This is a genomic window from Paenibacillus cucumis (ex Kampfer et al. 2016) (assembly GCF_019748695.1).
GTDB lineage: Bacteria > Bacillota > Bacilli > Paenibacillales > Paenibacillaceae > Paenibacillus > Paenibacillus polysaccharolyticus.
The window spans coordinates 161,359-179,059 of record NZ_JACLIC010000014.1 but is presented as its reverse complement, the minus strand read 5'-3'; the positions used below and the strand labels follow the sequence as shown (position 1 = coordinate 179,059).

General features: G+C 45.7%; 20 protein-coding genes. 5 read left to right on the top strand and 15 right to left on the bottom strand.

All coding sequences use genetic code 11. The annotated features are described in order from the left end of the window. Positions 1–203 precede the first annotated feature (203 nt). The 3 genes from H7T88_RS09670 to H7T88_RS29175 form a co-directional block, all read right to left on the bottom strand. Positions 204–1,073 carry a sigma-70 family RNA polymerase sigma factor gene (locus H7T88_RS09670; RefSeq protein WP_260510805.1) on the bottom strand — a complete coding sequence of 290 codons (870 nt, stop codon included), beginning with the start codon at positions 1,071–1,073 and terminating at the stop codon, positions 204–206. A 130-nt stretch (positions 1,074–1,203) separates the two neighbouring features. Next, positions 1,204–1,650: a carboxymuconolactone decarboxylase family protein gene (locus H7T88_RS09665; protein ID WP_221788256.1), complete on the bottom strand. Its 447-nt coding sequence runs from the start codon at positions 1,648–1,650 to the stop codon at positions 1,204–1,206. Between the two features lie 234 nt (positions 1,651–1,884). Beyond that, the gene (locus H7T88_RS29175; protein ID WP_221788255.1) at positions 1,885–2,775 is read right to left on the bottom strand and encodes a cupin domain-containing protein; all 891 of its coding nucleotides are present in this window, start codon (positions 2,773–2,775) and stop codon (positions 1,885–1,887) included. Between the two features lie 167 nt (positions 2,776–2,942). On the opposite strand from H7T88_RS29175, the gene H7T88_RS09655 reads away from it, so the two are divergent. Continuing rightward, on the top strand, positions 2,943–3,257 hold the full coding sequence (locus H7T88_RS09655) for a hypothetical protein (RefSeq protein ID WP_186809723.1): 315 nt from the start codon (positions 2,943–2,945) through the stop codon (positions 3,255–3,257). A 113-nt stretch (positions 3,258–3,370) separates the two neighbouring features. On the opposite strand, the gene H7T88_RS09650 is transcribed toward H7T88_RS09655, so the two are convergent. The 7 genes from H7T88_RS09650 to H7T88_RS09620 all read right to left on the bottom strand — a co-directional run bounded on the left by H7T88_RS09650 (position 3,371) and on the right by H7T88_RS09620 (position 8,467). Beyond that, positions 3,371–3,970 (bottom strand): SMI1/KNR4 family protein, encoded by a 600-nt coding sequence (locus H7T88_RS09650; protein ID WP_154890655.1) that lies wholly within the window; start codon positions 3,968–3,970, stop codon positions 3,371–3,373. Positions 3,971–3,978: 8 nt separating this feature from the next. Further along, on the bottom strand, positions 3,979–4,425 hold the full coding sequence (locus H7T88_RS09645; protein ID WP_154890543.1) for a hypothetical protein: 447 nt from the start codon (positions 4,423–4,425) through the stop codon (positions 3,979–3,981). Positions 4,426–4,480: 55 nt separating this feature from the next. After that, complete coding sequence (locus tag H7T88_RS09640) at positions 4,481–5,782, bottom strand: hypothetical protein (protein WP_221788254.1); 1,302 nt, start codon at positions 5,780–5,782, stop codon at positions 4,481–4,483. Between the two features lie 26 nt (positions 5,783–5,808). After that, entirely contained in the window at positions 5,809–6,540 is a 732-nt protein-coding gene (locus H7T88_RS09635; RefSeq protein WP_221788253.1) for an SMI1/KNR4 family protein, read from the bottom strand. 80 nt (positions 6,541–6,620) lie between these two features. Beyond that, positions 6,621–7,181 (bottom strand): hypothetical protein, encoded by a 561-nt coding sequence (locus tag H7T88_RS09630; protein WP_221788252.1) that lies wholly within the window; start codon positions 7,179–7,181, stop codon positions 6,621–6,623. Then, complete coding sequence (locus H7T88_RS09625; RefSeq protein ID WP_154983620.1) at positions 7,178–7,828, bottom strand: hypothetical protein; 651 nt, start codon at positions 7,826–7,828, stop codon at positions 7,178–7,180. Before H7T88_RS09625 ends, H7T88_RS09630 begins: the two co-directional genes overlap by 4 nt. 30 nt (positions 7,829–7,858) lie before the next feature. Continuing rightward, a complete protein-coding gene (locus tag H7T88_RS09620) occupies positions 7,859–8,467 on the bottom strand; it encodes an FmdB family zinc ribbon protein (RefSeq protein ID WP_154890548.1) in 609 nt (202 codons plus the stop codon). Positions 8,468–8,749: 282 nt separating this feature from the next. Between H7T88_RS09620 and H7T88_RS09615 the strand changes: the two genes are divergently transcribed. The 3 genes from H7T88_RS09615 to H7T88_RS09605 all read left to right on the top strand — a co-directional run bounded on the left by H7T88_RS09615 (position 8,750) and on the right by H7T88_RS09605 (position 10,997). Continuing rightward, positions 8,750–9,742, top strand: coding sequence for a multicopper oxidase domain-containing protein (locus H7T88_RS09615; RefSeq protein ID WP_154957522.1), 993 nt, complete (start codon positions 8,750–8,752; stop codon positions 9,740–9,742). Positions 9,743–9,764: 22 nt separating this feature from the next. Further along, complete coding sequence (locus tag H7T88_RS09610; protein ID WP_145413236.1) at positions 9,765–10,448, top strand: Crp/Fnr family transcriptional regulator; 684 nt, start codon at positions 9,765–9,767, stop codon at positions 10,446–10,448. Positions 10,449–10,571: 123 nt separating this feature from the next. Next, positions 10,572–10,997 (top strand): YlbF/YmcA family competence regulator, encoded by a 426-nt coding sequence (locus tag H7T88_RS09605; protein WP_154890551.1) that lies wholly within the window; start codon positions 10,572–10,574, stop codon positions 10,995–10,997. Positions 10,998–11,148: 151 nt separating this feature from the next. Here H7T88_RS09605 and H7T88_RS09600 read toward each other — a convergent pair whose 3' ends face one another. The 3 genes from H7T88_RS09600 to H7T88_RS09590 form a co-directional block, all read right to left on the bottom strand. Continuing rightward, entirely contained in the window at positions 11,149–11,874 is a 726-nt protein-coding gene (locus H7T88_RS09600) for a ZIP family metal transporter (RefSeq protein WP_090916992.1), read from the bottom strand. A 191-nt stretch (positions 11,875–12,065) separates the two neighbouring features. Then, the gene (locus H7T88_RS09595) at positions 12,066–13,061 is read right to left on the bottom strand and encodes a glycoside hydrolase family 43 protein (RefSeq protein ID WP_154957525.1); all 996 of its coding nucleotides are present in this window, start codon (positions 13,059–13,061) and stop codon (positions 12,066–12,068) included. A 712-nt stretch (positions 13,062–13,773) separates the two neighbouring features. After that, positions 13,774–14,514, bottom strand: a complete 741-nt coding sequence (locus H7T88_RS09590; RefSeq protein WP_221788287.1) for a YwiC-like family protein — start codon at positions 14,512–14,514, stop codon at positions 13,774–13,776. Between the two features lie 66 nt (positions 14,515–14,580). Here H7T88_RS09590 and H7T88_RS09585 point away from each other — a divergent pair, with 66 nt between their 5' ends. Beyond that, positions 14,581–15,282, top strand: coding sequence for a Crp/Fnr family transcriptional regulator (locus H7T88_RS09585; RefSeq protein ID WP_090916998.1), 702 nt, complete (start codon positions 14,581–14,583; stop codon positions 15,280–15,282). 190 nt (positions 15,283–15,472) lie between these two features. Here H7T88_RS09585 and H7T88_RS09580 read toward each other — a convergent pair whose 3' ends face one another. Next, positions 15,473–16,984: a nitrate/nitrite transporter gene (locus H7T88_RS09580; protein WP_221788251.1), complete on the bottom strand. Its 1,512-nt coding sequence runs from the start codon at positions 16,982–16,984 to the stop codon at positions 15,473–15,475. Beyond that, the gene (gene narI / locus H7T88_RS09575; RefSeq protein WP_221788286.1) at positions 16,985–17,698 is read right to left on the bottom strand and encodes a respiratory nitrate reductase subunit gamma; all 714 of its coding nucleotides are present in this window, start codon (positions 17,696–17,698) and stop codon (positions 16,985–16,987) included. Between the last annotated feature and the right edge of the window lie 3 nt (positions 17,699–17,701).

The following is a 17,701-nucleotide window of genomic DNA, read 5'->3' as shown; positions in this document are numbered from 1 at the left end:
AAATCTACTTCATTCATGGCATATATTTACTATTTTTCAAATCTATTAGATCATACCATGTATAACTCTAGAATCAAATTTATGATAGAGAAACTAAAGTAGATTAGACGGTATATAAAACAAAAAAAGCGACGGTCCTTTTTAAAAGGATCATGTCGCTTAAATAAGTAGTCACAGTTAAACATTTCATTACTATTATTAGTTCATAATTGCACAGTTGCCAGTTTGTTTGGATTGACAATGAGATACACGCCATGGATTCGCTTCCCTGAAGCATCCATTTCCAAACATAACACTTCAGTGACCTGCCCATCTTTCATTAAAGCGAGCTGAGGCTCGCCATTAATGAATGCAGGCTTCCACATTCTTTCTCTTAACGAACGTAGCACTCTAGGAGAGGTAAGGATGGCGAGCACACCTTTATGCACATGCATTGTTCGCATAATCGTGCGTGCTACGCCGCCGCCATCCGCTGTGAACACAGGCTGATCTGTCAACAGCTCCAGCATAGCTGAAACGTCATGTGCTAGAAATGCCGAGGTGAAACGGCTAAGCACTTCTTTTTTAGTTTTCCAATTGGCGCTCGCTTGCTCTATCACTGGAAGTTGTTCAGGTAAATTTCGTCTGGCACGACTGTAAATCTGTCGACAGTTGCTTTCTGTTTTCCCCAGCCATCCCGCAATCTCCGAATAGTCATGCTCAAACGCTTCGCGTAGCACAAAAACAGCCCGTTCCACGGGTGACAGACGTTCAAGCATAACCAGATAGGCGTACGAAATCATTTCTTTTTGCTGTATCGCTTCCTCTGGCGTATTAACTAATTCATGAACACCAAGCGGCTCGGGAAGCCATTCCCCGACATAATGCTCCCTCTGGTTGCGAGCAGAGTTCAACAGATTCAAACAGCGGTTCACGATGAGTTTTCCAATGTAAGACTTGGGTTGGTGAATAAGCTGATTCCTCAACCTTTGAAGTTCTGCGAAGCAGTCCTGAACGATATCTTCCGCCTCAGTCACACTGCCCAGCATACGATATGCGATCGAGAAGGCATAATTTTTATACTGTTTATACAATGCACCAACATCCAGAGAAGACGGTTCCGGCGTATACTTATGTTGATTAGAATCAGAATTAAGATTGGACTGCGTAGGATCGCCTCCTCTGGCTTGGTTCGTTTATCGTTTATTTTTCTCGTTTATCACGTTAGTTAAAACATCCTGGGTACATACCTGTCGTAATGGCAATACGGTTCCAACTGTTGATTGAATTAATCGCCATAATCAAATTAACGATTTCAGTTTCGCTGAAGTGTTCACGAATTTTATTATACAGCTCAAGTGGAACCCCATGCTCCGATATTCGCGTCAAAACCTCGACCATCTCAAGCATAACACGTTGTTTCTCCGTAAATATAGGCACTTCATGCCACACACTGAGCAAAAGAATATGATCCCCATAATCGCCCAGCTTCATCAAGTCTTTAGCATGCATATCTATACAAAAGGCACAGCCATTGATCTGAGAGACACGAATTTTCAACAACTCATATAACACCTTATCTTCAAATTGCCCGGATACATATTGCTCCAACGCCATCATAGCTTTGAAAGCACCAGGGTTCGCCGCTCTGTAATTCATACGTAAATTCATATTCATTCTCCTCCATCATCAGCTCTCATTTGGTCTACATACTGAAGACAAATAACGTATGAAGTTTGTGACATCTCGCGAGAAAAAAAGATTAAAAAAACAAAAAAGGCGCTCTTAGTTGAACGCCCTTATCGTAATAATGCCAGATCTGCTTATCATAAAACTCACGGTAATGAGAACAAAATACGAAATAGATTCGTACAAGCAAGAGTAAATAGAGGAATATGATTCAATTTACGCCTTATTATCTGAGTTCAATTGCACCGGGATTTCGCTATAGTATGGGCATCCTGGTTCGTGGATAATACGCGGATCTACCCAAGTACCCCAATGTGAAAGACGATTTACATAAGGAGGCATATTTGGTTGCATATTTGGTTGCATATTAGGCTGTACATTCGGCTCGATGTTGGGTTGAATATTAGGCTGTAAGTTCGGTTGAATACTCGGTTGGGCAATATGTTCGATCTTTGGTTCGATCTTTGGTTCAATATTCGGTTTGATACTAGGTGGGATATTAACTGGTTGGATGTTTGGTTGAAGATTCGGTCCCACATTAGGCATGTGGTTGGATACAGGCGCGATCTGCGTTTTACAACCTTTTGGCGGGCCGATAATTACCGTTTTTTGAATGGGGGCCAAGACTTCCTGCACTTTATGTTCATCCAGACAATAGGTGTGAGCCAGTACTTTCGCGGGAGTCAGTCGCAAAATATCAGAGCCGAAGATCGCTTCAGGCACAGGGGCATCAAAGATCGCGAGCAGATGTGTGTGATCTGCCGTCGCCACTTCATAGTGCCACCATCCTTGCGGTACGTTAGCGGTCTGCCCTGGTGTAATGGGGAAATGAAGCAGTTCATTCGTGAACGGGTTAATGAGGGAAACAACCGCCGCACCGCTGATGCAATAAACAAGCTCGGCTGCGTTCTGATGAATGTGAGGTTCGACGACATTGCCTGCACTCAGAAAAATATCCAATAAAGAGCTGTCGCCCAACGTATTGAGCTGTTTAACCGAAAGTGCATTAATGTAATTATGCTCATCTTTCTTGAAAAGCGGATTGTTGCTCAGATCATACGTAAACTGCGTAGTCGGTAAAGTGAAATCCATGTACGAGGTTGCCAAAATAAAACGCCTGCCCTTCGCTCTCGGTTTAGGTGGTACCCTATACCTCAGCGTATGCCTAGCGCCCAGATCGGTGAGCCCATTTCTACTGGGCTAAGTTGCTGTGTCAGCGAGTGAAGAATCCGCATAGGCTGATATCATCAATCCAGACATTGGAGGCTTGTGATATGTCATATGTTCCAGGTGCATCATCAACCCAGCAATCTGTAGGCTATCCTTATCCTTATTATCCGCCACCGCCACCCCCTTACCCTTATCCCTACCCCTATCCTTATCCACCGGTAGTGCCATTTCCTCTTCCTTTTCCTATTGGGGGATTTGGACCATCGTGGCATGGTGGTTATCCAGGACATTATCCGGGATATCCGGGAGGCCCTCACGGCGGCGGTCCAGGAGGACACGGGGGCCATGGCGGACCGGGCGGACCGGGTGGGCCCGGAGGTCCCGGCGGATTTCATGGTCACCGTTTTTTCCAGTGGTAGAGCCTGAAGGCTTTACGTTTTAGCCAAAAGGCAGGAGCTATTCAAATTGCTCCTGCCTTTTGGTTATTTCATCTTTTTATATCCATCGTAGTTTACAACGAACATTCAGGGTTCTAGTATTCAATCCCATCCATTAGATTCAAATTGCGGATAGACATCCGGAGAAGCTCCGTAAACGATGATGTAACGTAATAAACAAAGTCTGGATCATGCACATACATAATAATCTGTCCGTATGTCCCCGCCTCTGCTGGATCAAAATCAAACATCAAGTAGAGCGAACCTCCAGCCATTGTGGCAAAAGGAATCCATGATTTATGGAACAAATACGGTTTGATCTCAGGATCTAACTGGCGAATCTCTTCATCCCCGTAATGCTCCTCCAGCTTCTCGTCCACATCACAGAAATATTGTTTGGTCTCGACTATCTCATCAAGTGACATTAGATAGAACGGTTGACAAGACCCCTGCTCTACATCCCCCGGGTACAACATATGCAGACCATAACCACTGCCATCCGTATGGCGGTAAAAAGCACGGAAATCAACGGGCAGACGGACCCCATACTGTTTCTCGAACTGATCCAGTTCCGCCTCGGATACCCCTGACAATTGAAGATACGTGTCATACAATGACCGAATCTCTTCATCTTGTATTTTCAGGTCTAACAGATGGTTCAATTCTATCCGCAGATCATTGATAACAGTATCCACTCCAGACTTCATATCCCGTCACCTTCACCTTTCTGCACATTTCGGTCCAACACATATTGTTCATATCCCCAGAACGCCTCTTGTTCATCGCCGCCTTCAATCAGGATCATAACTGCATACGAGAACAGATTAAGCCATTCCTCCATCACTGCAACCTGCTCATCTGAGATGAGATGATTACTGCGAAGCATGCCCTCGGGTTCAATCGCCCAAGCCCTCGCCAGATGAGTAATGCTCCATAGGCAAGCGATTACTTCCCGATCCAATGCTGCATGTGAAAGATCTGGAGCGAGCGTGCGTAATATGCGCATTAATTCATGGAAGTTCTCTTCAATCAATTGACCGCGAAACGGACGTAAGCTACCGAGAAAGCCATGTTCCATTTTCGGATGATTCACATCATCGTGAGCAAAGGCGTGATATTTTAACAACACTATAGCCTCTTGACGTTCCACCCTCATCATCCTTTAGCAAAATCAAATTCATTCATTCAAGGCCTGCCAGTCTATGCTACCAGCGCAGCGGCTCCTGTTCACGCCATAATACGTAACGCTCCCGTTCACGCAACGTACCTGTACCAATTCCGTATTCGTCCATCCGTTCCGAACCCAGATCAAGGATGTGCAACATACCGCCATATGTTCCCACAGCAAGCTGAGACTGCTCAGGTGACACAGCCAGAGAACAGATCGTTGAGCCCACAAAATGGCGCCATAGCTCTTGGCCTTCGCGGTTGATGCAATACAAATAACCGTATGCATCACCAATCACCATGCCTGCCTCCATCTCAATCATGGTATACACACGAGCATTCTCTTCCATAATAGGCCACTCTTCATCCTGTTTACGATCAGCAATGCTGTCAAGCTGAACTTGAATCGTTACTCCATTGTAGAAATGGCAGGCGTTAAACCAGACAACTTGATTGTCCTGACTGAATGCCGCACAGTGCGGATAACTCGACTCCGGCTCCACCTGATACGTCTTGTTACTTTCCCGATCCAGCACCGTATGGCTACTCATCTGGCTCCCCCAGGCAATCCAGCGCTCATCCGAAGATACTGCGGTATGTCCCATAGAAAGATGGGTGTCTTCATATTCGTACTCCTGAATCTCCGCCACATCGGGATGAAGAATGACCACCTGTTCCCGCTCTATCAGATAGATGCCGTACCGGGATTGAAGCAGCAGCGCCTGTCCTTGATCCATGGGGATCAGCTTTTCAATCGTGTTCTCGGGATGTATCGTATCTGCCAGGGATTCAATTTCAGGCAATTGAGCTTTGATTCGATCTTTGATCTTGTCCCATGGGTAGTATGCGACTTGCTCTCCTTCCAGCTTGCGGTCTGGTTCACGAATGACGCGAATACCTTCATGACTCGCCAGAGCAACGTAACCGCCGACCGCTGAACAGCCTGCCATGGTGTAATCTGGACTACACCACCATCCCTGCTGATCCATCGTATATACCTGCCCGTTATTCGACAATACTCCTGTATTACAGAGCATCGTATCCTCATTCAGGTAACATACAGCTTGCACGGCCTGCATAGAATCCTGAAAATGATTGCTCAGCGGCCACGTCGCCGCAGGTAATTCTTTTCGAAGACGCTCCACATCACCTTGAAGATTAGCCTGTTTCACCATTTTCATCACTTTGGAACTGAGCGAATGCCGGGCATCATTTGCCAGTTCAGATTCATCCGGATGCTCTCCCTGAAGCATTTTATGTACAAATGCATTTACATCCCTGGCATACCGCTTGCCTTCCTTACGCCACTGTTCTGCAATTTCTGTATCCAGCCAATCCATAAAATCCCCTCGCCCTCTGCTGCTCTCTATTCCAATGCAGTGCAATGATGTGCCTGCAATAACTGTTGTATCGCCTGCACCTGCTGCTGCGCTTCTTGCGCCTCCGTTGCATGATTATTTTTTTCATAAAATAAAACTATTTCGCGCTCACTCGCCATATTAAAACGAACATACCCGCCAATCATGGCGCTGAACAGCTTGCATGTATATTCATTATCAATGACCAGATCCCATGAAAAGTGCGACTCGCACAGATCTACCAGTTCTTTCATTGATGTTCCGTTCTCTTTTCCCGTAAAATGATAAAAAATATGTTGCTTCTCCTCGTTCCACGGTTCGAAATACGCTGGTCTGAACGGCTCGTCCCTGTTGTAATATCCGCAGTAGATACGATCAAGAATATCAGCGAAAGACGCCTCGTTCGATGGCCACACCGTAATCTGTTCATCATGCCGCGGGAGCCAAATTAGACCTTCCACATCTGCATGAATAACCAGGAAATCGCCGTCTACTGAACTTCCAATGCTAATGCACTCTTGCAATTGGGACTGGCTGATGACCGTTGCTTCCGTATGCTCCCAAAGATCATATGCTGCAAATGGTTTTAAAACTTCAGGATCCGGCCGCTGAATGTTCATCCAGCCTGAATAAGTTCCTTCTCCGTATTGTTGCAGCCAGCGTTGATAAGCCAAAGGCAGACGAACGGCGTGTTCTTGCTCCACTTGTTGCAACTCCTGATGAGAAACAGGCTTTAACATGTGAGACACGATATACATTCAGCATCAGCTCCTAACATTAGAATCATCAAATTCATAAGATGATGGATAGACAAAACACATTAGGCCAACTCTTCCTGTACGATTTCAGTCTCTACGCCTTTGCGATTACGAATGCGGATGGCAAAAGCATCATAACCATTACGCTTTACCTCATTGAAATGCACACGTTCACCTGTAATCAGCTCATACGTCCCATCTGCCTCCACATCCTCGCCAAACTCTTCATCCAATGGCACGTTGTAATATGCCGTCAAAAATACTTCAAATGTATCCTCACCCTCAACGTCAAGATAAGGACGAAGCGGCCTGTTGTTCAATTCTTCCTCGGGATACGTCTCACACACCATCGCATCGTAACCATGCTTCGCTGCATCAATGAGCAGATAGCGTTCCCCAGTAACCGCGTGTTCTGCATAAATCAACAATGGTGTCATATCATGCCACATAATCAGATCATCTTCATCCAGGTCACCATAATAAAAAATATGAAACTGATCATGTCCATCGCCGGTTTGTAATTTTCCTTGCCATTCCACTTCATGTGTTTTTTCTGCCGCCACGCTCTTTGTCAGCCCTTGCAGATATACAGGCCCATGCTCTACACCATACATATTCATCATTTTGCCTCCACTTTGTTCATTCGAATTGTGACAACCTTATGCTCATCATCCACGGTCAATTTTACATCAATGCCCAGCTTTTCACGAAACAACGCCGTAATATTCAGGTAAGGATCACGTGCGGCTTCCGTGCCGCGATTGCTAGACCGGCTCATGCCTTGATGAATGATAGACTTCACCAGCTTATCGTCCCCTTTACCCGTTTGTTCGTAGGTATAGATTATCTTTCCCTCACGGTCCAGCAGCGTGATTACCGTAACAAAGTCATTTGCATTGGTATATTTGTTTTCGCTTTGCACATACACATGGTCGCTCTGCGAGTAATCGATTTGACCTGCTAAATACGGGTTGTTTCCACCCGGTTGAACTTCGTACTCCTTATAAGCCAATTGAAACAAATACTGTAGACCGCTCGTGTCAATACGGTAATACAGCTGGCGGTCGTCTCCTCGTTTGTCCATTGCTGTATATCCGTTGATCAGCGGCCATGTCTGATAAGATTTACCTTCGACATCCACAGCAACGGCGTAGCCTGATAACACCTTTTCTTTTTGAAATACACCATACGTCTCCATAATAAAATAAGCAGGTATGCACATCATGGCAAACACAAACAGAAAAACACTAAATTTAATTCGCTTATTCATCTTTTTTCCCCTGTTCCTGATGATAATCATTTATCTGAAGTTATGCTGCATCTTCGTTAACACGCGGGTTACAGCTTCCCTGTTCTTGGCCTCCTTGATGTAGACAGGAATACTGTGAGATGCAGTCTTCTGAGATCTGCCTCCATATTTCACACGTAAATCAGCCGATACATACTGCAGAAGATAATTGAGATGTTTTCGATTGACCGCCCAGATCTGTTTGCCTCGAATGTGGTCCAGAAAATAGAGTTCCAGACCAAAAAGCGGGTCCCTGCCCTTTTGAATTTCGTTGTAATAACCTCGACTGACCTGCCTTTTGTGCAGTGTAGCTCGATTGTTCGCCCCGCAGTGTGGACATGTAATATGGACTAGCGGATGAGGGGTCATCTTCTCATCTGTTACCAGCACCGTAAACCACCGCTCACATACTGTACAATATCCCTTAGCTGCATACTCGTAGTCAGCTTCTTTGACTGCATGAGCGTAGCACTGACTACATCTCCACTGCACTTTTCCATTAGAGCGTTCTATGTAAGCGTACCCGCCGCATTCTGGACATTTGACTTCAACTCGCTCTCCCCGGTAAAGCACAGAATAAAAGCTGTATTTGTATGCCCCCTCGTCTTCGAAACGTTTCACAATAACCCTCTCCTTTCATTGAACCTTACGCTGAAACAGTCGTTTATCCCACATTGTTCCAAATGAGCCGTTAATAAAATTATATGAAACTCTTTACCCAAGCACAACAAATGCTGGCGCATTGTCTAAAAATAACGCCCTTAGTCCTACACAAATGTGTGCTTCATCACACCGATGATCCCATCGATATCGTAATCTGGACTTAGGAGATTCCTGAAATATTACTTGCACAAGTTCGTTTTTGTGAAAATCATCACTTGCTAATTGAAAGGTTGTGAATCTATGCTCTCGTTTCCCAACATTTATAAATACACGCTGATCCTGACCATCTTTACTGCTGCACTCTCTCATTGCAGTTCGACAAGTCCAATTCAGCAGAGCCAAAATGAAGAAGCCTTTTCAAGCACTGCACCCAGCCAGCCGCCCGTTGATCCGGTTATACGCAGAGATGGCCACACCGTATATATCGAAATGACCTCTCAAGTGACAGATATTGAAATTTCAAAAGGAGTCATCTATAACGCCTGGACGTTTAATGGAACGTCACCTGGCCCAGTCCTGCGTGTGAAGGAGGGCGACACGATCGTTTTTACGTTGAAAAATAAAGATACGCGCATGAATCACTCGATGGACATGCATGCCGTTCATGCTTCTCCGAGCAGTAAATTCATTGATGTCATGCCGGGGGAAGAAGGTACTTTCACTTATCCGGCCTCCAATCCCGGCGTATTTATGTATCACTGCGGTAGCAAACCAACCCTAGCTCACATTGCCAATGGCATGTACGGCATGATCATTGTTGAGCCCAAAGCAGGATATCCTTCGGATCACCTCGTTGATCGTTCGTATACCCTTGTGCAGAGCGAATGGTACAAAGAGCACGATTACAATTCTTTTGTTAACGGGGAACCCGAGTATGTTGTTTTTAATGGCAATACCTATACTCTGAAAGAACATCCGCTACTTGCCAAAGTAGGAGATACCGTTCGCATTTATGTCAGTAACGCTGGTCCAAATGAAGTCTCTTCCTTCCATGTCGTAGGGACGATTATGGATCGTGTATACAAGGACGGCAATCCAAGAAACATCGAGTATGGTATTCAGACCGTTATGTTACCTGCCAGCGGAGGCGCAGTCGTTGAATTTACTGTCACCGAGGAAGGTGACTATCCCATCGTAACCCACCAATTCAAACATGTAGACAAAGGTGCTTCTGCCGTGCTCCGTGTCACGAAAGATGGTAAAAATCACGGTGGTAAAACCATGGCTCATTAATATACAAAGAGGTGACTAAGAAATGATTTGTACCCATGGAAAAAACGATGCCTGTTTCACCAAAGTTTCGCTTTTTCAGCATCTGGACCCTGCGGACGCTACATTGCTGACCTCGCTTCTCCATACCCAAAAATATCATAAAGGAGAATATATCGTGCAAGAAGGCGAACGTTCAGACACCCTCTTTGTGATACATCAAGGCAGTGTAAAGCTCTCCAAGTATAATGAGAATGGTAAAGAACATATTATTCGCTTTTTGTTCTCCGGTGATTTTTTCGGACAGAATTCATTACTACATCAGACACCGCATCAATCGAATGCGGAGGTTCTTGAGACCTCGTCGATATGCTCTATCCGCAAAGAGGATTTCGACCAATTACTTGAGCAAGACCCCAAACTTGCTTACCATTTCCTGCTTGCCATCACCCGTCTACTCAATGAGACCGATGAGTGGAATAGCTCCCTCAGCGCTATGACGACGGAGCAGAAAATTGCAAAGCTTCTTCTCGATTTCCATACCCGGAATCATGCTAATCCTGAGATCCGACTGCCTGTTTTCAAAAAGGATATAGCCTTGCTCTTAGGAATTACTCCAGAGACGTTAAGCCGGAAATTAAACATGATGCAACATCAAATGCTGCTTCAAGTAAACGGCAATGAAATTCGGATTCTGCAGCTACAAGAGTTGAAAGATATGATCTCCTGATTGATTCATCGTCTGCTTGCATATGTAAACTATTTAACCCAGGTTGTGAGTATCGTCACAGTGAACGTCTCATTTACAGTATAAAGTGAATAACAAGAATAGAATTTTCAGGAGGCTAACCTTATGACGACTACCGTTGTTAAATTGGACAAACAACTCATTATGCATAAAATGCAGGAGCTATGCTCCCTATTGTTACAGGATGAAGGCTACAAAGAGATGCGTGAGATGATCGACCAATTTGCCGCAGATGAACAAGCGACAGAGCAGTATGAACGCTTTATGGAGAAACATCAGGCCCTTGAAGAAAAAGAACGTCAAAATATTGAGTTGCTCGAATCCGAGATTAAAATCTACGAAGAGGAAGAACGAGCGCTTTACGATCATCCGTTGATTCGCAGATTTATTTATGCACAGCGTGAATTCAGTCAATTACATCAGCAGATCAGCAACTATTTTACAAAATCCGTTGAATTAAATCGACTGCCCGAAGCCAAAGAACTGGGTAAAGAAGCTTGTGGCTGCGGCGGAAGCTGCTCGGGTCATTAATTTCAATTTAAATTTGAAACTCCATCAATCTACAAGAAAAGAGTATCCCATTCAGAATTGAACTGATGAGGATACTCTTTTGCTTTGATAGATGTGAGACTTCGGGTTGATACGATAAGAGTTTTATATGATGTTTCAGAGTACACCCAAACTAAATATCCAGCAGCAAGGACACCAGCAGTCCCATCGATGCGATCAACCCGACCACAGGCCCTCCTTCTTCAAAAGCCTCAGGCATCATCGTTGAACAGAGCATAGCTATGATACCCCCTCCGGCAAAAGCTCCAATCGCTGCTCCGATCTCCTTCGGAAGCTGTTCCAGAAACAGATACCCGCCCATTGCGGCAAGGGCAGAGATCAGCAATACACCAAGCCACATCAGTAGAATTTTGCCTTTGCTATATTTGCTATTTTTCAGTCCTGCCGTACTCGATAACCCTTCAGGAATATTGCTGACAAAGATCGATACCACCAGCACCACACTGACACCTTTTCCTGCTAGCAAACTGGCACCCAGCATGATCGATTCGGGAATGGCATCCATCACTGTGCCTGCAAATATGCCGAGTCCACTTTGCTGGCTTGAATCTTTTTTGCTGGAACGTTTCCGATTGGACCCGCCTTTGGCCGAGATGAGCCAATCAAACAGGGTATACACCACAGCTCCTGCGGTAAAACCGACAGCAGTTGGCAACATTCCTCCATCATTCAATGCATCTCCAAGAAGCTCAAACGTTGCTGCACCAATCAGCGTGCCTGTTCCAAAAGCCATAATCCAACCGATAACCCTTTTCGGAATCTTCATGAATAATGCGGCAAGAGCACCAATTACAACCGCTGAGGCGGAGATGCCGCCCCACATCAATGCAGTCCACATTCGGGTAGGCCCTCCCTTTTCCAGATCGTTTTATCTCCCATTAACCCGGCGTGACAGATTAAAAACAATCACCTGTTTCAATAGATTCTATTTTCAGACTGCGCTGTATGCTAAAGAAAGCAGCCCCATCAGGAGCTGCCTCATGTCATGCCGTATCTTGTAATCTGATCTGTTTCCGCTAACCCGCCAGCTTACTCGGCATCCGGATAAGGATTGATCTTCTGGATCGTTCCGTCTTCGTTGTATTTCAGCTCGGAATATTTAACGCAGCGCTTGTGGTTGACGCCTTCCGACAGGGAGCTGTCGTGATAGAACAGATACCACTTGTCTTCGACTTGCACAATGGAATGGTGGGTTGTCCAGCCGATAACCGGAGAGAGAATCTCACCCTTGAACGTGAACGGCCCCATCGGGTTCTTGCCGATCGCATATACGAGCTTATGTGTGCTTCCTGTAGAGTAGGACAGGTAGTAATAGCCGTTATATTTATGCATCCATGGGCCTTCAAAATATCTCCGTTCCTCATCCCCGGCCAGAATTGGATTCCCATCTTCATCGACAATGGATATCTCGACAGGTTTATCCTGGAAGGACAGCATGTCGTCGCTGAGCAGGGCAACTTGTGGTCCAAGCGCCGGCTGGTCAGGAGCCGGGCCTTCTGCATCTGGCACGAAGCTTCCGGTCTGCCATTTCTCCAGCTGGCCGCCCCAGAGTCCGCCGAAATAGATGTATGACTGATTGTCGTCATCCACCAGTACGGCCGGATCAATACTGAAGCTGCCTTCCATGTAATTCGGCTGCGGCGTGAACGGCCCTGCCGGAGAATCTGATGTTGCCACACCCAGACGGAAGATGTCGTCATGATCACGTGCCGGGAAGAACAGGTAATAGGTATTGTTCTTATAAGCAGCATCCGGAGCCCAGAGCTGCTTGGAAGCCCACGGAATATCTCTCAGATGCAACGCTTCGCCGTGATCGACTACCGGGGAATCGAAGTTGTCCATCGAGAGCACATGATAGTCTTCCATTTTATACTGGTCACCATTATCGTTGCTCGGCTCGTCATGATCAAGGTCATGGGAAGGATAGATATAGATTTTGCCCTCGTAGACATGGGCGGACGGGTCCGCAGTGAAGATGTGGGTTACAAGCGGCTGGTGGGGCTTAGGTAAATGTTGTTGATTCATAAGGCATCTCCTTTGGTATTGGAATAATAGAATCCTTCATAATAAGCAGGACTAGCGTTCTTTATACCGTTGCCCGAGGCGTGAAGTTCAGAACTAAGAACGTCTCCATCATGAGATGGGACTGCTGAGGCACGCGAACATGGTAGGCCCCTCATCGTCCAGCGTGTAGGCCTTCCTGCTCGGTCCGGAAATAGCGCTCAAATATCCGGCGGTTACGGGATTACGGTAATTCATTGAATGCATCGTACCTCCCTCTGAAATAAAAGCAAGCGCTTACAATTTCTAATGTAATTGTACTAGCTCCGCTTGTTTTTTTCTATACTCATACTTAAGATCTTCCCCCGAAAAAATGTACAATTCCCCCTATCCGATTATACTGGAAATAAACACCTATTGCTCGCGTTTTACTTACTTGGTGAACATTTTTTGGTCGATGTTGGCTGCAAAAACGGATATATGCTTTATTGCTGATTCCGGCGTCAACCTTTGGCAATATGTCGTGGTAGGCATAAGACGTTAGAGGACTGATCGCTGTAAACGATCTGTCCTGTAACGTTTTTTTGAATAGCGACTTCAACGGGAATATATTCTTGTCCCTGGGCATGTCTTCATTGTTAGTAAACGTTCAGCATCATTCTATGTCAATCCGATGACGATGTGACCTATGTCACCTGATGTGGACTTAAATCACGTTATGATAACATGATGTGATTTATAGCAGGATGAACCAGAGCAGGAACTGCACCGCTCCAATGATTTCAATGATACCCACCTTCATTGGACGTAGAGTTTGACCTGCATATCGAAACGCTCTCGCAGCAGAATAGACGAAGGCCAGCCCCATCCATGGATATCCAACGATAGCCGGAATGAATAGCAGTATAACATGCACAAGACGTGACAACCTGATCCAGCGAGGATTGTTGCGTTCCCGAAAGACAGATTTCACAAAGAACGTACTTCCTGTAAAATGTAAAAAGGAAAATAATACAACAATCAGCATGCCATAATCCCATTCACCACTGCCAATTAAATAAGCTGCTGCTCCGCCAAGGGAGAACACTAACATCGCACACAGGTCATTGGTCAATGACCTCTCTGCCTTATGTCTCACATGCCAGATGTTGACCAGGAGCAATCCTACGAGCATAGGACCAAACCATAACAGCGAGGATTGCCCAACGACGGCTGGGATGAGACAGATCAAAGCTACCGTGCCGTATATGGCGGCCCATGTGTACAAGCGATGCCGATTCGCGTTTCGTTTGAGCGATTGCAGCAAAGGATATGCGGTCAGATATAGGCCAAGCCAGGCTATGAACAATGGCACATGAAGCCACTGGGGGCTACTAGCCGCCACACCGACGAGGAAAGGCACACTAACCATCGCCCACCCACCGTGCTCATGAGGGATAACGATTGGTTTTAGGTTCGTACTTGCATTGATTTTCATATTCAATCATAACCTCCTATCCGATTTACCATTACAAAATTAGAGCTTTAGAGAGGATGAACTCGTATGACTCGGGTAAATAAAGAAAACGCAGCAGAATTCCTGCAGCAATTCCCTATATTTCAGGATCTCAGCCCTGAAGAGTTGAAACAAGTTGAAGAAATCGCCATATCCCGCAGCATCAGCAAAAAAACAGTGATCTTTAGTGAAGGCAGTGAAAAAGAAGCGGTGTTCTTCATCCGTACCGGCATTGTCAAAGCGTACAAAACAGACGAGAATGGACATGAACAAATTGTCTCCTTTCTCAAAACAGGAGATATGTTCCCACATACCGGATTTTTCAATGCGCACCCATATCCCGCTACCGCTGTTGCGATTACGCCGACAAGTCTGCTAGCGATCCCTGTCCGCCATTTTGAACGGCTCATGCTCAGCACACCTTCCATTGCCATCAAAATTATGCGTGTACTTGGCGATAAAATACGCGAATTACAAGATAAGTTACAAGTGCTTTCCGGTCAGGATGTGCGTAATCGTGTGCTCTCCTTTCTTCTCATGCTGGCAGAGCAACATGGTCAGCAACAAGCAGATAAGATTGTCATCAATCTGCCCATGACCCACCAGGAATTTGCCAATTCCATAGGAACGACAAGGGAGACAGCCAATCGGCTGCTGAACCAGCTTGCGAAAGATGAGTTGCTTGAGGTTGATCGTAGTCGCATCATCATTCATAACTTGCAAGCTTTAAAGGAACAACGAGACGCCTGAGCATAACGCAACGATAAGGCGCTGCATGCATTTTGCTTATTCTTTCTTCTTTCTTCTTTCCTCTTCTTCTATCCGAGTGCGGAGACTGCCACTTGTGCAAAAAGAGACCTTAACTACTGTAAATCAAGTTAAGGTCTCTTGCTGTATGTTGGATCACTTTTTCAAAACCTGTTCCGTTTATGTGATTCGCTCAGGCAATCGTAAGATCGGGTTTACTCATGTCACTGAACATACCGGCGTAATATTTGACTTCCCCAGCTTCATTACGAATCGCTGTAATACTAAGCCATTCCTGATAGACCTCACCGTTTTTCTTCCGGTTCCAGATCTCTCCCTGCCAGTATCCTTTGTCACGCAGTTCCTGCCACAACTGATCATAGAACGTTTTATCCTGCTTGCCTGATTTCAGCATGCTTGGCTTCTGTCCTACCGCTTCTTCAGCTGAATAACCTGTAACTGCCGTGAAGGCTGGATTCACAGAACGAATAACACTGTTCGTATCCGTCACCAGAATCGCTTCAATTGTATTCTCCAAAATGCTGGCAGACAGTTGAAGTTTCTCCTGATAGAACATCCAGATGACAAGCACGAGACTTACCAGTGCAATCTGGGATAACGCCATGAATCCAATCGCATAATGCCCTGTCATACTGTACAACAGTGTCAGCATCAATGGAGGGAAGAAACCACCCAAACCACCCATAGCTGAGATCATACCATTAGCGATACCCGCTTGTTTGACGAAATACATTGGCACCAATTTGAAAATCGTACCGTTACCTGTCCCCGCGCAAAGTGCTACAGTCAGACAGCCCACGGTATAGATATAGAAGGATGGCGCGAAAGATAACACAATCGCCGCTACCGTCAATCCGCCAAATACAAACATTAATATTTTAAACGGATTAAATTTATCACCCAGCCATCCGCCAACCGGACGCATGATCGTTGCGACCAGGATGAATCCTGCGGTGCGAAGTCCGGCATCAACCTTATCCATCTGAAAATTGGTTACGAGGAAGTTCGGCAAGTAGACGGTGAATGCCACGAATGAACCAAACGTTAGGAAATAAAAAAGACACAAGAGCCATAGCTTGTTATTGCGTGATACTTCTTTTAGCTGCTGCATCAGAGGAAGGGTGACACGTGTTTCTTTTTTGTCTCCCAAAGCAAAGTTGAGTGCCGCCATACCAATTAAAAGAATACTGTAAAATAATACGGTCTTGGACCAACCCACCTGAGCAGCAACCAAAGGAGCTCCAAACGCCGAAAGCGCCGTACCCAGGTTACCAATACCATAGATCCCGTTAACAAAACCGTGACGCTCTTTGGGATAATACTTCGGCAACGAGGTTACTCCAACAGAGAACACAGCTCCACCGATCCCGAGAAAAAATCCCCCAATGACCAGATCACTGAAAGATGTTGCGCGGCTTACCCACCATACTGGAGCGAGTAACAATACAAAGCTGATCATGAAAATGTTACGTGCCCCGTATCGGTTCGTCCAATACCCAATCGGAATACGGGCAATCGAACCGATCAATACCGGAATGGCCGTTGCCCAAGCCAGTTGTGATGACGTAAGTACGATGTCTTCTTTAATGAAAGGCATGAGTGATGACAGAATCACCCATACCATGAAACCGAGAATCAGACTTGCGGTTTGCAAGGGCAGTTGAACTTTACCTTTTTGCTGCATTTACATCGCCCTTTCCTTTTGTTGTTCTTGATTCTGATTCGGATACACGGCCCCGTCTCTTCTGCGATACAGCACGTAGCTACGTCTGAGATATCCAAGTGGCATGCTCAGCATGTGAACGAGACGTGTGAATGGGAACACACAGTACAGCACAAATGTAAGTAAGATATGAACTTTGAAGTTCATGGGCACAGTTTGCATCAGAGCCGGATCAGGTTGGAAGACCAGCAGTCCTCGCAGCCATGGATTAATCGTTGTACGATAATCAAACCCACTGTGATTTACCGCATTGGCTGAAGTTGCCAAAATACCCGTCACAATAACAATGATCAACATGGCAAGAGCCAGCCAATCCCCAACGCTGCTTGTTGCGCGCACTCTTCGAGCCGTATAGCGGCGTACCAACAGAATAACCAAACCAGCAAATGCAATAATTCCTGCCGGTAATCCGCCGAACACAGCGCCCATATGATAGGCTTCGTCACTCAGACCGATCCAGTGGTAAAATTCGATAGGTACAAGCAAACCGGCAATATGTCCGCAGATGACGGCGAAAATGCCGATGTGGAAGAGTAAACTTCCCCATCGCAGCATACGTTTCTCCAACATCTCACTTGATTTGGATGTCCAACTAAACGGATTGGTTACATATCTCCAGATGGTCGCCGTGATACAAAACACGATGACCATATACGGGAGAGCACCCCATAACATGAA

Coding starts and splice junctions, on each gene's coding strand:
- H7T88_RS09665 (WP_221788256.1), bottom strand. CDS start 1,650: ATGAATTTACGTATGAATTACAGAGCGGCGAACCCTGGTGCTTTCAAA.
- H7T88_RS09655 (WP_186809723.1), top strand. CDS start 2,943: ATGTCATATGTTCCAGGTGCATCATCAACCCAGCAATCTGTAGGCTAT.
- H7T88_RS09640 (WP_221788254.1), bottom strand. CDS start 5,782: ATGGATTGGCTGGATACAGAAATTGCAGAACAGTGGCGTAAGGAAGGC.
- H7T88_RS09635 (WP_221788253.1), bottom strand. CDS start 6,540: ATGTTAAAGCCTGTTTCTCATCAGGAGTTGCAACAAGTGGAGCAAGAA.
- H7T88_RS09630 (WP_221788252.1), bottom strand. CDS start 7,181: ATGATGAATATGTATGGTGTAGAGCATGGGCCTGTATATCTGCAAGGG.
- H7T88_RS09625 (WP_154983620.1), bottom strand. CDS start 7,828: ATGAATAAGCGAATTAAATTTAGTGTTTTTCTGTTTGTGTTTGCCATG.
- H7T88_RS09615 (WP_154957522.1), top strand. CDS start 8,750: ATGCTCTCGTTTCCCAACATTTATAAATACACGCTGATCCTGACCATC.
- H7T88_RS09610 (WP_145413236.1), top strand. CDS start 9,765: ATGATTTGTACCCATGGAAAAAACGATGCCTGTTTCACCAAAGTTTCG.
- H7T88_RS09605 (WP_154890551.1), top strand. CDS start 10,572: ATGACGACTACCGTTGTTAAATTGGACAAACAACTCATTATGCATAAA.
- H7T88_RS09600 (WP_090916992.1), bottom strand. CDS start 11,874: ATGTGGACTGCATTGATGTGGGGCGGCATCTCCGCCTCAGCGGTTGTA.
- H7T88_RS09595 (WP_154957525.1), bottom strand. CDS start 13,061: ATGAATCAACAACATTTACCTAAGCCCCACCAGCCGCTTGTAACCCAC.
- H7T88_RS09590 (WP_221788287.1), bottom strand. CDS start 14,514: ATGAAAATCAATGCAAGTACGAACCTAAAACCAATCGTTATCCCTCAT.
- H7T88_RS09585 (WP_090916998.1), top strand. CDS start 14,581: ATGACTCGGGTAAATAAAGAAAACGCAGCAGAATTCCTGCAGCAATTC.
- H7T88_RS09580 (WP_221788251.1), bottom strand. CDS start 16,984: ATGCAGCAAAAAGGTAAAGTTCAACTGCCCTTGCAAACCGCAAGTCTG.
- narI (WP_221788286.1), bottom strand. CDS start 17,698: ATGTTATGGGGTGCTCTCCCGTATATGGTCATCGTGTTTTGTATCACG.